Origin of the sequence: Ectothiorhodospira shaposhnikovii (genome assembly GCF_047222355.1) — a bacterium.
In the GTDB taxonomy this organism is placed as follows: domain Bacteria; phylum Pseudomonadota; class Gammaproteobacteria; order Ectothiorhodospirales; family Ectothiorhodospiraceae; genus Ectothiorhodospira.
In genome coordinates, this window is sequence record NZ_CP178333.1 from 2665273 (window position 1) to 2678611 (window position 13339).

Annotated in this window: 11 protein-coding genes, 1 other RNA gene and 1 pseudogene; 8 read left to right on the plus strand and 5 right to left on the minus strand. The window is 64.6% G+C overall.

Annotation, left to right across the window (positions count from 1 at the left end):
* Positions 1-48: 48 nt before the first annotated feature.
* From ACLF6L_RS12190 to ACLF6L_RS12215, 6 genes are all read left to right on the plus strand, one after another.
* A complete protein-coding gene (locus ACLF6L_RS12190; RefSeq protein WP_008931138.1) occupies positions 49-282 on the plus strand; it encodes a TIGR02449 family protein in 234 nt (77 codons plus the stop codon).
* Positions 279-584, plus strand: coding sequence for a cell division protein ZapA (locus tag ACLF6L_RS12195; protein ID WP_008931139.1), 306 nt, complete (start codon positions 279-281; stop codon positions 582-584). Before ACLF6L_RS12190 ends, ACLF6L_RS12195 begins: the two co-directional genes overlap by 4 nt.
* A 48-nt stretch (positions 585-632) precedes the next feature.
* Positions 633-819: non-coding RNA, 6S RNA (gene ssrS, locus ACLF6L_RS12200), on the plus strand.
* A 14-nt stretch (positions 820-833) separates the two neighbouring features.
* Positions 834-1466: a 5-formyltetrahydrofolate cyclo-ligase gene (locus ACLF6L_RS12205; RefSeq protein ID WP_008931140.1), complete on the plus strand. Its 633-nt coding sequence runs from the start codon at positions 834-836 to the stop codon at positions 1464-1466.
* The gene (locus tag ACLF6L_RS12210) at positions 1451-1906 is read left to right on the plus strand and encodes an EVE domain-containing protein (protein ID WP_008931141.1); all 456 of its coding nucleotides are present in this window, start codon (positions 1451-1453) and stop codon (positions 1904-1906) included. Before ACLF6L_RS12205 ends, ACLF6L_RS12210 begins: the two co-directional genes overlap by 16 nt.
* A gap of 103 nt (positions 1907-2009) precedes the next feature.
* On the plus strand, positions 2010-2339 hold the full coding sequence (locus ACLF6L_RS12215) for a hypothetical protein (protein ID WP_008931142.1): 330 nt from the start codon (positions 2010-2012) through the stop codon (positions 2337-2339).
* Between the two features lie 15 nt (positions 2340-2354).
* Here the strand turns inward: ACLF6L_RS12215 and ilvA are convergent, their stop codons facing one another.
* Positions 2355-3872, minus strand: coding sequence for a threonine ammonia-lyase, biosynthetic (gene ilvA, locus ACLF6L_RS12220; RefSeq protein ID WP_238616134.1), 1518 nt, complete (start codon positions 3870-3872; stop codon positions 2355-2357).
* 172 nt (positions 3873-4044) lie between these two features.
* Between ilvA and rpiA the strand changes: the two genes are divergently transcribed.
* Positions 4045-4704, plus strand: a complete 660-nt coding sequence (rpiA, locus tag ACLF6L_RS12225) for a ribose-5-phosphate isomerase RpiA (RefSeq protein WP_008931144.1) — start codon at positions 4045-4047, stop codon at positions 4702-4704.
* A 61-nt stretch (positions 4705-4765) separates the two neighbouring features.
* Here rpiA and ACLF6L_RS12230 read toward each other — a convergent pair whose 3' ends face one another.
* From ACLF6L_RS12230 to ACLF6L_RS12240, 3 genes are all read right to left on the minus strand, one after another.
* On the minus strand, positions 4766-8608 hold the full coding sequence (locus tag ACLF6L_RS12230) for a DUF3683 domain-containing protein (RefSeq protein ID WP_412851769.1): 3843 nt from the start codon (positions 8606-8608) through the stop codon (positions 4766-4768).
* Positions 8609-8783: 175 nt separating this feature from the next.
* The gene (locus tag ACLF6L_RS12235; protein ID WP_412851770.1) at positions 8784-9878 is read right to left on the minus strand and encodes a porin; all 1095 of its coding nucleotides are present in this window, start codon (positions 9876-9878) and stop codon (positions 8784-8786) included.
* A gap of 237 nt (positions 9879-10115) precedes the next feature.
* Positions 10116-11435 (minus strand): sigma-54 interaction domain-containing protein, encoded by a 1320-nt coding sequence (locus ACLF6L_RS12240; protein ID WP_412851771.1) that lies wholly within the window; start codon positions 11433-11435, stop codon positions 10116-10118.
* 253 nt (positions 11436-11688) lie between these two features.
* On the opposite strand from ACLF6L_RS12240, the pseudogene ACLF6L_RS12245 reads away from it, so the two are divergent.
* Positions 11689-11859, plus strand: a pseudogene (locus ACLF6L_RS12245) (porin); the annotation flags it as partial.
* Positions 11860-11873: 14 nt separating this feature from the next.
* Here the strand turns inward: ACLF6L_RS12245 and ACLF6L_RS12250 are convergent.
* Entirely contained in the window at positions 11874-13268 is a 1395-nt protein-coding gene (locus ACLF6L_RS12250) for an RNA-guided endonuclease InsQ/TnpB family protein (protein WP_412851772.1), read from the minus strand.
* Positions 13269-13339 lie beyond the last annotated feature (71 nt).

Here is a 13339-nt window from a genome sequence, read left to right on the forward strand (position 1 = left end):
CGCCGATCCTTGTTGACGGCCCCGAGGCGGAGTCCTAGTATTGAGCCCATGACATACACCGCTCACAATGCCTCGGCGGATTCCGCCCTGAAAGACCTGGAGTCCCGGGTCGAGGCGTTGCTGCGGGTCTGCGAACTGCTGCGGGACGAGAACCTCAGGCTGCGCCGCCAGAACGAACTGCTGCTGGCGGAACGGGCCCAGCTCTCGGAACGGGGTGAGCAGGCACGCATGAAGGTGGAGTCGATGATCAACCGATTGAAGTCCATGGAGCAGGCGGTATGACGGAACCCCGCTCTGAACCGGTCACGGTTCAGATTCTGGGCAAGGAATACCGGGTGGCCTGCCCTGAAGATGAGCGCAATGCCCTGATTGCCTCGGCCAGCCTGCTGGATCGCCGGATGAAGGAAATCCGCGATGGCGGCAAGGTCGTGGGCGGAGACCGGATCGCCGTGATGGCGGCCCTGAACATTGCCCATGAACTGCTGGCCCTGAAGCGGCAGAACGCCGGCCTGGATCAGCGCATGCGCGCCCTGCAGGAACGGGTGGATTCGGTCCTGCAACACGAACGATCGACGGATTCATGATGTACGGTCCCGGCGGCGGGGCCACGAAAAAAAGGTTTTACGGTTTGGGCACCTCTGAGGTGTGCGTGAGCGGCTGGGTAATATCCTTGAGCCTAATCAACTACCCCGGGAGCCATTCTGCGATGTCTTGTTGTGCATGTCCGCCCCGTAGCGGAAAGCCTGTAGAGATCGCGTCGGCCCCCACTTGAACCCCTGGTTCAAGGTCGAAAGCTCGCCACGGCACTCTCGGAGCGTGCCCTCTTCATTTCCATGACACGCGCCGACCTACGCAGACAGCTTCGCGCCCGGCGTCTGGCGCTCTCCCCGGCCGAACGGGCCCGGCATGCCCGTGCCATGGCCAGGCACCTGATCCACCACCCCCTGTTCAGCGCCGCCCGGCGCATCGCCGTCTACCTGCCCGACCGGGGCGAGGCCGACCCCGGCCCGCTGGTCCGGGCCGCCCGCGCCGCCGGCAAGGACCTCTACCTGCCGGTGCTGGCACCACTTCACCCCCGGCTGCTCTGGTTCGTGGCCTGGGAACCCCATACGCCCCTGATTCCCAATCGCTTCGGCATTCCCGAACCCCCCGTTCGCCGCCGCCGCTGCCTGCCGGCCCGTCACCTGGATCTGGTCATCACCCCCCTGGTGGGCTTCGATCGCCGGGGAAACCGGCTGGGCATGGGTGGCGGCTTCTATGACACCACCTTCCGCCATCTCAACCGCCACCGTCACTGGCGCCGCCCCCATTTGGTGGGAATGGCCTATGCTTTTCAGGAAGTGACGGCGCTACCCCATGCGTCCTGGGACGTGCCCCTGCACGCGGTGGTGACCGAACAGGGCCTGATCACCTGCCGGCCCCACCCCGAATTGAACACCAAGGATTGCCCATGTCCTACTGGCTGATGAAGTCCGAACCGGATGTCTTCGGTATCGACGACCTGGAACGGGTGCGGGTGGAACCCTGGGAAGGGGTGCGCAACTACCAGGCCCGCAACATGATGCGGGACGAGATGCAAGAAGGCGACCTGGCCTTTTTCTACCATTCCAACTGCAAGGTCCCCGGCATCGTCGGCATCCTGAGGATCGTGCGGGCCGGCTATCCGGACGACAGCGCCTGGGACCCGGAACACACCTACCATGACCCGCGCAGTACCCCGGACAACCCCCGCTGGTATCGGGTGGACGTGGGCTTTGAACGCAAGTTCAGGGACGTCATTCCCCTGGCGGACCTGAAGGCGGCCCCCGCGCTGAGCGACATGCCCCTGGTCAGGCGGGGCAACCGGCTCTCCATCATGCCGGTGACCGAGGCGCAGTGGGAATTCATTCTGTCCATGGCGGACTAACATCCTGCTGTTCTCACAACCTGCTTGCCCTCTCGTCCCCGGCCCTTCATTTCTCCCCCGGGAAACAGAAGATCGACATGACCCATTCAGGAGGCCGATGCCCATGACCCTGAACGAACTCATCATCTACCTGGACGCCCACGCGGGATTCGATCTGCTGGACGGCATGCCCGAGGACACCCTGGAACGGGCGCGGCGCGGGACGCACAGGCACGCCATCGCCGGGGAGATCATCGCCGCCCTGGGCACCCTGGACGCGGCGGGCACGGGACAGGGGGAGGTGGAACGCAGCGCCGCCGTGAAGGTGCTCAGCCCCCTGCGCCTGAAATACATGGCCGACGACGCCCCGGTGGCGGGCTTTCGCATGGTGGAGAAGATCATCACCACCATCGATGAGGCCTTCAACGAGGAGGCCCTGGGCAAGCGCGGGTAAGACCCGGCCGGCGGATCAGCCCAGGAACAGCCGGTAGACCGGGTTATCGGTCTCCTCCCAGTGGACATACCCCAACTCCTTGAGGAACCCCTCAAGCCGGGCCTTGTCCTGGTCCGGCACCTGCATGCCCACCAGCACCCGGCCGTAGGCGGCGCCATGGTTGCGGTAATGGAACAGACTGATGTTCCAGTCCTGCCCCATGTGGGCGAGGAAGTTCATCAGTGCCCCCGGGCGCTCGGGAAACTCGAAGCGGTAGACGATCTCGTCCCCTGCCCGGGCCGAGTGCCCGCCCACCATGTGGCGCAGATGGACCTTGGCCACCTCGTTGTCGCTCAGATCCTCGATGGGGTAGCCCTTGTCGCGCAGATCCTGCAGCAGGGTGCGGCGTTCCGTCTCGCCGCCGCTGAGTTGGACCCCGACGAAAATATGGGCCTGCTCGGTATCCGCGTAGCGGTAGTTGAACTCGGTGATCCCGCGCTTGCCGATGGCCTTGCAAAAGGCCCGGAAACTGCCCGGCCGCTCCGGAATGGTGGCGGCGAACAGGGCTTCCCGCTGCTCCCCCAGTTCGGCCCGTTCGGTCACGTGACGCAGACGATCGAAGTTGATGTTGGCACCGCTGAGCACCCCGGCCAGACAGGCGTCCTTGAGCCCTTCCCGTTCCACGTATTTCTTGATGCCCGCGATGGCCAGGGCACCGGCCGGCTCGGCCATCACCCGGGTGTCATCGAAGATGTCCTTGATGGCGGCACAGATCTCGTCGGTGGACACCAGCAGCATCTCGTCCACATGGTCCCGGGCCAGGCGATAGTTCTCCTCACCCGCCTGACGCACGGCCACCCCGTCGGCGAAGATGCCCACCTGGTCCAGTATCACCCGCTGCTGTTTTTCCAGGGCCTGCTGCATGCAGGGGGCGTCGTGGGGTTCGACCCCGATCACCCGGATATCGGGGCGCAGGGCCTTGATATAGGCCGCCATGCCGGCGATCAGGCCGCCGCCGCCCACGCTGACGAACACCGCCTCCAGGGGGTCGGGATGCTGACGCAGCAGTTCCATGGCGATGGTGCCCTGGCCGGCGATCACATCGGGATCATCGAAGGGATGGACGAAGGTGTAGCCGTGCTTCTCGATCAGTTCCAGGGCATGGGCATAGGCATCGTCGTAGGAATCCCCGTGGAGGATGGCCTTGGCCCCCAGAGCGCGGACCGAGTCCACCTTGATGGAGGGGGTGGTGGCGGGCATGACGATCACCGCCTTGATGCCCAGGGTCTTGGCCGACAGGGCCACCCCCTGGGCATGGTTGCCGGCGGAGGCGGCGATGACCCCCTTGCGGCGGGCTTCCTCGGACAACTGGACGATCTTGTTATGGGCGCCGCGCAACTTGAAGGAGAAGACCGGTTGCAGGTCCTCGCGCTTGAGCAGGATGCGGTTGCCCAGGCGCCGGGAAAGCGTGGGCATCAGGTCCAGTGGGGTTTCCCGCGCCACGTCGTAGACCCGGGCGGTGAGTATCTTCTGCAGGTAGGGATAGGCTGACATCATCTGAAGATACAGGGGCGAGTCCATCCCCGGCAAGATGCATGCCTTGCAGTGGGTTTTACAGCCTCAAGGACCGCTCCCCGGGGAGTGGTTCTCGCGCCATGGCCCTGGCAGACGTGCGACACCGCCTGTCTCATGTAGAATCCCCCCCGACAACCAAGGAGGCATCCTCATGAGCAATCAAGATCAGATGAAGAAGGCCGCCGCCGAAGCGGCCCTGGAATACGTGGAAGACGGCATGGTCGTCGGCATCGGCACCGGCTCCACCGCCAATCATTTCATCGACCTGCTGGCGAAGATGAAGGGCCGCATCGACGGCACCGTGGCCTCCTCCGAGGCCAGCGCCGAGCGCCTGCGCGGTCACGGCATCCCGGTGCTGGACCTGAACGCCGTCGGCCCCATTCCCCTGTACGTGGACGGTGCCGACGAGGCCACCCGGCACCTGCACCTGATCAAGGGGGGCGGCGGCGCCCTCACCCGGGAAAAGATCGTGGCGGCCGCCAGCGAACGCTTCGTCTGCATCGCCGACGACTCCAAACTGGTGAACGTGCTGGGCACCTTCCCCCTGCCGGTGGAGGTCATTCCCATGGCCCGCAGCCACGTGGGCCGGGCCATGCTCAAGCTGGGCGGGCAACCGGAACTGCGTCACGGCTTCACCACCGACAACGGCAACCTGATCCTGGATGTGTTCAACCTGGACATGACCGATCCGGTGGCCCTGGAGACGGAGATCAACCAGATTGCCGGCGTGGTCACCGTGGGCATCTTTGCCCGGCGCCCGGCGGATGTGCTGATTCTGGGCGGCAAGGACGGGGTGAAGACCCTGACCTGAGGGGGGTTCCGTTTTCCCCTCACCCCAACCCCTCTCCCGCAAGGGGAGAGGGGCTTTTTTGTCAGAGCAGTACCTTCTCGATACCCCCGCTGCGGGCCTGCTCGATGAAGCGGGCCTGCCACTGCTCTCCCAGCAGGGCATTGGCCATCTCCACCACGATATAGTCCACCTCCGTCCCGGTATCTTCCCGGTAGCGGGACAACCCCTGCTGACAGGCCGGGCAGGAAGTCAGCAACTTCACATTGCCGCCGGCGGCCACCGGCGCGCCGGTCAGCGACGTGATGCCCTTGTGGATTTCCTCCTGCTTGCGGAACCGCACCTGGGTGGCCACATCCGGGCGACTCACCGCAAAGGTCCCCGCCTCGCCGCAGCAGCGGTCCGACAGGGTCACCGGCCGGCCCAGCAGATTCCCCGCCACCTGCAGCGGCGCGTGGGTCTTCATGGGGGAATGGCAGGGATCGTGATACAGGTATTCCACCCCCGGCGCGGCCTCCAGCGTCACCCCCTTCTCCATCAGATACTCATGGATGTCCAGCAACCGACAACCGGGGAAGATGCGCTCGAACTCGTATTTCAGCAACTGATCCATGCAGGTGCCGCAGGACACCACCACCGTCTTGATGTCCAGATAGTTCAGGGTGTTGGCCACCCGATGGAACAGTACCCGATTCTCGGTGGTGATCGCCCTGCCCTTGGCCTCCTCGCCGGCGGATTCCTGGGGGTAGCCGCAGCACAGATACCCCGGCGGCAGCACCGTCTGGGCACCGGTGCGGTAGAGCATGGCCAGGGTGGCCAGGCTCACCTGGCTGAACAGGCGCTCCGAGCCGCAGCCGGGGAAATAGAACACCGCCTCGCTCTGCTCCGGCGCCACCGCCGGGTCCCGTACGATGGCTACGTGACTGGGGTCTTCCAGCCCCAGCATGGCCCGGGTGGTGCGCGAGGGCAGACCCGCCGGCAGGGGCTTTCTCACCATGTGGATGACCCGGGCGGGGATCGGTGCCGGTCCCGTGGTGGCGGCGGGCCGACCATCGTCCAGCAGGCCCAGGCGCTGGAACATCCGGTGCCCCAGGCGCTGTCCGGCAAAGCCCCACTGGGCCAGGGCGGTGCGCATCAGCTTGATGGTGGCCGGGTCCTTGATGTTGAGGAAGGCCATGGAGACCTTGGCCGCCAGACTGGTCCGGCGCTGGCCGCGGGCCTTGAGGATGCGTCGCATGCGGGCCGTCACGTCACCGAAGTCGATGTTCACCGGACAGGGCTTGAGGCATCGGTGACAGATGGTGCAGTGGTCCGCCACGTCGTTGAGTTCATCGAAATGACGCAGGGACAGGCCGCGGCGGGTCTGCTCCTCGTAGAGGAAGGCCTCAATGATCAGGCCCGTGGCCAGGATCTTGTTGCGGGGCGAGTACAGCAGGTTGGCCCGGGGCACATGGGTGGTGCAGACGGGCTTGCACTTGCCGCAGCGCAGGCAGTCGCGGATGTCGTCGTTGAGTGCCCCCAGTTCGCTCTGCTCCAGGATCAGGGCCTCCTCCTGCACCAGACGCAGGGAGGGGGTATAGGCCCGCGACAGCCCGGAACCGGCCTGCAGCTTGCCCCGGTTGAAGCGGTCCATGGGGTCCACCCGGCGCTTGTAGTCGGCAAAGGCCTTCAGCTCCGGCTCGCCCAGGTACTGGATCTTGGTCAGGCCGATGCCGTGCTCCCCGGAGATGACGCCGCCCAACGCCCGGGCCAGGGCCATCACCTGGTCCACGATGCGCTCGGCCTCGTGCATCATGGCGTAGTCGTTGGAATTGACCGGGATATTGGTGTGCACGTTGCCGTCACCGGCGTGCATGTGCAGGGCCACGAACAGGCGGCTGGTGAGCACCCGGTCGTGGATGGCCTGGATGCTCCGGCGCACCGGTTCCAGGTCGCGGCCGTCGAAGATCTCCCACAACCGGGCCTCGATCTCCCGCCGGTAGGAGATCACCAGACTGCGACGCAACAGCAGCTGGATCAGCCGGTCGCCGGGGCGGCGGTCCGCCCGGGACGGCGCGTCCAGCAGATCGTCCATGGCCACGGCGTCGCTCTCCAGGTGGTCCAGGATGGCCTGCCAGCGCCCCCGCACCGCCTGCACATGGTCTTCCGCGGCCCGGCGCAGCCCCTCGAACCAGCCCCGGGCCTCCTCGCTGCCCAGGGCCAGGGATTCCAGCAGCGCGCGATGATCCTTGCCCAGGCAGGCCAGGATCTCGTCGGCCATGCGCAGCTTGTTGGTGAGGGACTGGTGGATGTTGATGCGCTCGATCCCCTCGCTGTACTCCGCCAGCCGGTCCAGGGGGATCACCACGTCCTCGTTGATCTTGAAGGCGTTGGTATGGGCGGCAATGGCGGCGGTCCGGCTGCGGTCGGCCCAGAACCGCTGGCGGGCCTCGGGGCTCACGGCGATGAAGCCGTCGCCGTTGCGGGCATTGGCCAAACGCACCATCTTCGAGGCGGCCAGGCCCACCGCCTCCTCGTCATCACTGGCGATGTCCGCCAGGAGCACCATCTTGGGCCGCTCCCGTCGCGCCCCCTTCGGGGTATAGCCCACGGCGCGCACATAGCGCTCGTCCAGGTGTTCAAGCCCGGCCAGCTGCACCTTGGGGTCGGCCTCCAGGGCGTCCTTGATCTCGACGATGGCGGGCACCGCCTCGTGCAGATCGGTGCCGTAGAACTCCAGGCTGATGGTGCGCATGTGGGCCGCCATGCGATGGACCACGAACACGGCGGAGGTGATCAGGCCGTCGCAGCCTTCCTTCTGAATCCCCGGCAGATCCTGCAGGCGCTTGTCGGTGACGTCCTTGCCCAGCCCCACCTTGCGGCAGGCCCGGCCCGGGAAGGAGATGACCTGGGGTTCTCCGTCGGGGGTCACGCCGTCGGCCTGGAACCGGGTGATGCGAAAGCTCACGGTCTCCTGATCGTGGATCTTGCCCAGGTTGTGATTGAGGCGTTCCACCTGGATCCAGCGGGCCTCCGGGGTGACCATGCGCCAGGACACCAGGTTGTCCAGGGCCGTGCCCCAGAGCACCGCCTTTTTGCCGCCGGCGTTCATGGCGATGTTGCCGCCGATGGTGCAGGCATCCTGGGAGGTGGGGTCCACGGCAAACACATGGGCGGCGCGCCCCGCGGCCTCGGACACCCGGCGGGTCACCACCCCGGCCTCGGCGCGGAGGGTGGCCACGGGGCCTTCCACCCCGGGCAGTTCCACGAACTCCACCTCGCTCAGGGCTTCGAGCTTTTCCATGTTGATGACCGCGGCATCGGCGGTCAGGGGCACGGCGCCGCCGTTGTAGCCGGTGCCGCCCCCCCGGGGAATGACGGTCAGACCCAGTTCAAAGCAGGTCTGGATGACCCCGGCCATCTCCGCCTCGGAATCCGGGGTGATGACCACGAAGGGCAGTTCCACGCGCCAGTCGGTGGCGTCGGTGACATGGGAGACCCGGGCCAGACCGTCGAAGTGGATGTTGTCCTTGCGGGTGACCTTGCCCAGCAGGCGGCGGGCACGGGCGCGCAGGGCCTTTTGTTCCGGGAACCAGGCCTCGAAGCGGCGTACCGCCTGACGAGCCTGTTCCGCCAGGTCCAGGGCCAGCTGATTGCCCTCGGCCCGGGCGATGATCTGGTCCACCCGGTGATCCAGGGCGTGGATCAGGGCGGTGAGTCGCTTCTGGTTACCCAGCAGGTCGTCCTGGATATAGGGGTTGCGGGTGACCACCCACATGTCCCCCAGCACCTCGAACAGCATCCGGGCGGAGACGCCGGTCCGTCGGCGGGCGCGCAGTTCGTTGAGCACGTCCCACATGCCTTCGCCGAGGAAGCGGATGACGATCTCGCGGTCGGAGTAGGAGGTGTAGTTATAGGGGATTTCGCGGATGCGGGTACTTGCGGTCATGGCTGGCGGGGATCACTGCGGGAGGGGCACCTATTCTAGCACCCCGGCCGGTATGAGGTGAGAGGCGGGGAAAAGCAAAAAGGGTGCGGAGGTTTCCCTCCGCACCCTTTGAACTTCCCGTGCATGCCTTCCGGTCAGGCGACCCTGGGCAATGCCATCGGCATGGGACCGATGATTAGAAGTTGTGGGTCACGCCGACCTGGAAGCCCCAGACATTTTCACCAGGAGCAGCAGGCACCACACCCTTGCCCTTACCGGTGGCGTTGCCGCCCAGTTCGTACACAGCGTTGTCATCGTTGCGCACGGTAGCGTAGGTGGCATACAGGCCGGTGCGGCGGGTCAGATCGTAGCCGGCGCCGATGGCGAACAGCTGGGCGCCGCTATCGTCACGATCATCGTCGCCCGCATTGGCGTAGGTGCCCATCACATAGGCCTGACCGAACTGGTACTTGGCGCTCAGGAAGAAGGCGTCACGATCGCCCAGCCCAGTGATACCGGAGTCGATGTTTTCATACATGGCGCTCAGGGTCAGGGCGTCGATGGTGTAGGCGCCGCCGACCTTCCAGGCCTTGCCGTCATCGCCGGTGCCGGCCCAGTCATTCAGCTGCTCATAGGCCACGGCCACGTACATCGGACCCTGGGTGAAGGTACCAGCCAGGGAGAAGGCGTTACGCTCATTGGCGTCGCTGCCAAAGCCATTACGACTATCGCCGCCAGAGCGGGTATCCGTAGTGTAGGAAGCCATGAACTGCAGGCCGTCGAAGTTGGGGCTCAGGTAGATCGCGGTGTTGCGGTTGCGATTTTCAAAACGAGTCAGCCCATTAACATCATCATCGCCGCCAAAATTGGTGGCATCGCCATTAAACCCGAAGGAACCCATGATGGAGTTGTAGTCACCCAGGGTATCGGCAAAGGGGTCCAGACGCAGGGTAGAGATCTTGTAAGGGGTGTCATGACGGCCCAGGCGCACTTCACCGAATTCGCTGGCCACACCCAGATAGGTGTTACGGGTAGCCAACTCACCACCACCGTTGGCGGCATCAAAGCCGGCTTCCATCTGGAACACGCCGCGCAGGCCCGCGCCCAGGTCCTCGGAACCGCGCACACCGATGCGGGAGGAGTTGGAGGCCAATTGGTGGCTGGAGGCGTCACCATCGTCGACCCGGTCCATGGACACATTCAGACGGCCGTACAGGGTGGTGTCGGCCATGGCGGCGGCGGGCAGGCCCATGGCCGCGGCTACTGCGAATACGAGCACTTTCTTTTGCATGTTTACGTTCCTCTGCAGAGCTTTGTTGTATAAGGGTCTGACCGTGTCAGCCGATTACCACTAAGCAGAAGCCGTGCCAAACACTAACCCACTGATTTTAAAAGTGTAAAAAAACAACACACCATGACATATCGCATGACAATGTCATGACACGTCATGACAGAAATGGAGATTGTTGTTTTTTTGAAACATCCAAGCGGATGCCCCGGTCGCGAACGCCGCCCACGGAACCTACCTCTACACCCGGATCTGGAATTTTTCCAGATAGCGATAGAGAGTGCGCTCACTGACGCCCAGATGCCGGGCGGCTTCCGCACGGTGGCCACCGGTAGCCGCCAGCGCCGCGCGGACACCGGCTTCGGTGCAGACGCTACGGGAACCACGACGCGGGGAGGCCACCGACACCGCTTCGCCGGCCTGAGACTGGAAAGCGATGTGTTCGGGCAGCAACGGCCCGGTACCGGCCAGGATCGCCGCCCGGGTCATGATGTTCTTCAGCTCGCGCACATTGCCCGGGTAGTGATAGGACACCAGCAGATCGGCCACCGGCACGGACAGGGGCAGATGCAGTGCCCCACCGTCCGCCTGCCGCAGGAAATGTTCCGCCAGGGCGATGACGTCTTCCCGCCGCTCCCGCAGGGGGGGAATGAAGACCGGAAAGGCGGACAGGCGGTAATAGAGGTCTTCCCGGAACCCACCCTGCGCCACCATGGCCGCCAGGTCCCGGTGGGTGGCGGCCACCACCCGGGCATCCACCGGGATGTAATCGGTGCCGCCCACCCGGCGGATACGGGAGGTTTCCAACACCCGCAATAGCTTGCTCTGCATGGACAGGGGTAACTCCCCCACCTCGTCGATGAACAGCGTCCCCCCCTGGGCCGCCTCGAACAGGCCGACCTTGCGCCGGTCCGCGCCGGTGAAGGCGCCCTTTTCATAGCCGAACAGCTCCGCCTCGATGATCTGTTCCCCCAGAGTGGAACAGTCCACCACCACCAACGGCCCCTGGGCGCGACCGGAACAGTGGTGCAGATAATCCGCCACCCGCTCCTTGCCCACGCCGCTCTCCCCCAGCAGCAATACGGTGGCACTGGTGGGCGCCACCCGCTCCACCATCCGCATCAGCTCCAACATGGGGAGGGACTGCCCCACCAGGCGCGCCCCCTCCGGTGACGCGGGGGCCGCCTCCGGGTCGGGATGCAGCAGCAGACCGAAAAAGTCGCCGTGCTCGCCCCGCCCCCGGGAAATCCGGACGCTCAGACGCCGGCGCCCCCGTCCTCCCGGGATCTGCACCGGAAGAGGCTCCATCGCGGATCCCGCGGTGACCAGTGGACAGCCCCCCTCCCCGGCACAGCCACCCGGCACCCCCTGAAAGAATTCATGACAGCCCATCCCCCGCAGATCCTCGCGGGAGAGGGACAGACAGCGCAGGGCCGCCGCATTGGCGGCCAGCAGGCGATGGTCGCCGTCGAAGATCACGAAGGCATCGGGGATCAGTTCGACCACTTGGTCGAGGGTGGGCGCGGCAGCGGGGTTGGGGCGGTTATTCAGGGTCAGCATGCGGGGTTTTGTTCCATCGGATGCCCGGGTATCGGGCAGTCTATCATCCACGGCCAATGTTCAGACGGCATCGGCAACAGAGGACGTGTCCCCTTCGCGGCCGAGGGCCGCCCCCACGTCCGTACCCTGGACTGTTCATCACAATTTCACGGGGGTTTAACTGACCTTTAATCACCAGAAGACATAGTCGCCCCGGGTTTTGAGGCACAGGACGCTGTCTCTTTTTTACAACATCACTTGGGGAGCCTATTTCATGCAGCACAAGAAGCTTATCGCGGCGATGGTCGCCGCCGGCCTGTCCATGCCTGCCCTGGCGGTTGCCGACATCACCATCTACGGTCGCGCCCACCTGTCCGCCGACATTCTGGATGACGGCAAGGATTACAACGAGTTCAACGTCTCCAGCAACTCCAGCCGCCTGGGTATGAACTACCATCCCTAAACCGCTTGAGCGGTTGTAGGCATGGTTTCCGGTTTCGATGATCTGTGCGCAGTTGGGCGCTTGCCCTTCTGCGACTGACCCTGATCTCCACCGGCGTAGCCGTCCGGGAACGGCGGTTCGGGGCGCACCGCCCCTACCTGTTGAAGAGATTTGCACTGACCGATCACCGTTGTGACGCCGCGTCGGGCAATCACCCGGCTGGCGTTGTGGTCGGCATGATCGGTCTGCCCGCAGCGTTGACAGACAAATCGGCTCTGACTGAGCCGATTGTCGGGATGAATGTGGCCGCAAACGGCACATTCCTGCGAGCTATGGTGCGGCGGCACCACGAGAAACAGCACGTTGTTTCTCGGTGCCTTGTACTGGGCATAGGTTCTGATCTTGCCCCAGGCGCTATGGAGGATGCCCTTGTTGAGCCCCGCCTTGGCGCGGGCACCGTTGGGTGCGTGGTGCCCCCGCTCGTCGGTCTTTGCCTTCGGGCGACGACTCATGGAGGCCACCTTGAGGTCTTCCATGACCACGAGCCTCACCCCCGGCGCCATCACCAATGCGTGACTTGTCTTATGGGCAAAGTCCTTGCGCACGTTGTTGGCGTAGGTGTGGGCGCGGGCCACGCGCTTTTTGGCCTTGTGCCAGCCGGATGAGCCCTTGGCACGTCGCGCCATGCGCCGCTGCCAGCGAAGGCGCTGGCGTTCCTTGCGGGCCATTCGCTGCTTTTGCACCGGGTCGAAGGCATACACCGATCCCGTGCTGGCGTAGGCAAGCACCGCCACGCCGCGATCCACGCCGATGGTGGCCGCGTGCAATGAAGCCTCATCCCACTGCGATAACTCGGCCTGGATCTCTGCAGGGCGCGGATGGATCACATCATCCTCGGTGGCAAATGACACATGCCACTGACCGGCGTTGATGCTGATGACGATGGATGCGGGCAATGTATGGGGCCGATCCGCAACGTAGCGCAACCGACCGAGCGGGTGCTTTTTCGTGCCGACCCGAAGGTGATAACCCCCTTCGCCATCATCCTCGAAAGCAAATAACTCCCGCGTCAGCCAGACGCCTTGTTCGCCACCTTTTCCATGAATCGTTGGACGACCGGATAATTTCTGGAAGAAGCGACTGTAGGCTTGTTTCCATCGAACCGCGCCATTGCGTAACACCTGGGAGGGCACTTCACGCAACCACGCCGTATCGGGGCCGATGAACTGGCTGTATTGTTGGTCGATGGGTGGTTTTTGCCCGGTCAGCGACAAGGCTTTTCGGGCAAAGGCACGAAAATAACGGTCTTCTCTGACCTTGCTGTTATAGATGAATCGCTGACAGCCAATCCAACGCAGCAGGATATTTTCCTGCTGGCGACCGGGATAGCAACGAAAGCGATGTCCGATCATGCCCATGCCTGCTATCGTTCCATGAAAACCACCAAGGCGCAACCATGGAAAGTAGCACTAAATCTCGTTCT

Bases quoted from the DNA above. Each gene is read 5' to 3' on its own strand.
- ACLF6L_RS12215 (WP_008931142.1), top strand. From the start codon at position 2,010: ATGACCCTGAACGAACTCATCATCTACCTGGACGCCCACGCGGGATTC.
- ilvA (WP_238616134.1), bottom strand. From the start codon at position 3,872: ATGTCAGCCTATCCCTACCTGCAGAAGATACTCACCGCCCGGGTCTAC.
- ACLF6L_RS12235 (WP_412851770.1), bottom strand. From the start codon at position 9,878: ATGCAAAAGAAAGTGCTCGTATTCGCAGTAGCCGCGGCCATGGGCCTG.
- ACLF6L_RS12210 (WP_008931141.1), top strand. From the start codon at position 1,451: ATGTCCTACTGGCTGATGAAGTCCGAACCGGATGTCTTCGGTATCGAC.
- ACLF6L_RS12240 (WP_412851771.1), bottom strand. From the start codon at position 11,435: ATGCTGACCCTGAATAACCGCCCCAACCCCGCTGCCGCGCCCACCCTC.
- rpiA (WP_008931144.1), top strand. From the start codon at position 4,045: ATGAGCAATCAAGATCAGATGAAGAAGGCCGCCGCCGAAGCGGCCCTG.
- ACLF6L_RS12205 (WP_008931140.1), top strand. From the start codon at position 834: ATGACACGCGCCGACCTACGCAGACAGCTTCGCGCCCGGCGTCTGGCG.
- ACLF6L_RS12190 (WP_008931138.1), top strand. From the start codon at position 49: ATGACATACACCGCTCACAATGCCTCGGCGGATTCCGCCCTGAAAGAC.
- ACLF6L_RS12195 (WP_008931139.1), top strand. From the start codon at position 279: ATGACGGAACCCCGCTCTGAACCGGTCACGGTTCAGATTCTGGGCAAG.
- ACLF6L_RS12230 (WP_412851769.1), bottom strand. From the start codon at position 8,608: ATGACCGCAAGTACCCGCATCCGCGAAATCCCCTATAACTACACCTCC.
- ACLF6L_RS12250 (WP_412851772.1), bottom strand. From the start codon at position 13,268: ATGATCGGACATCGCTTTCGTTGCTATCCCGGTCGCCAGCAGGAAAAT.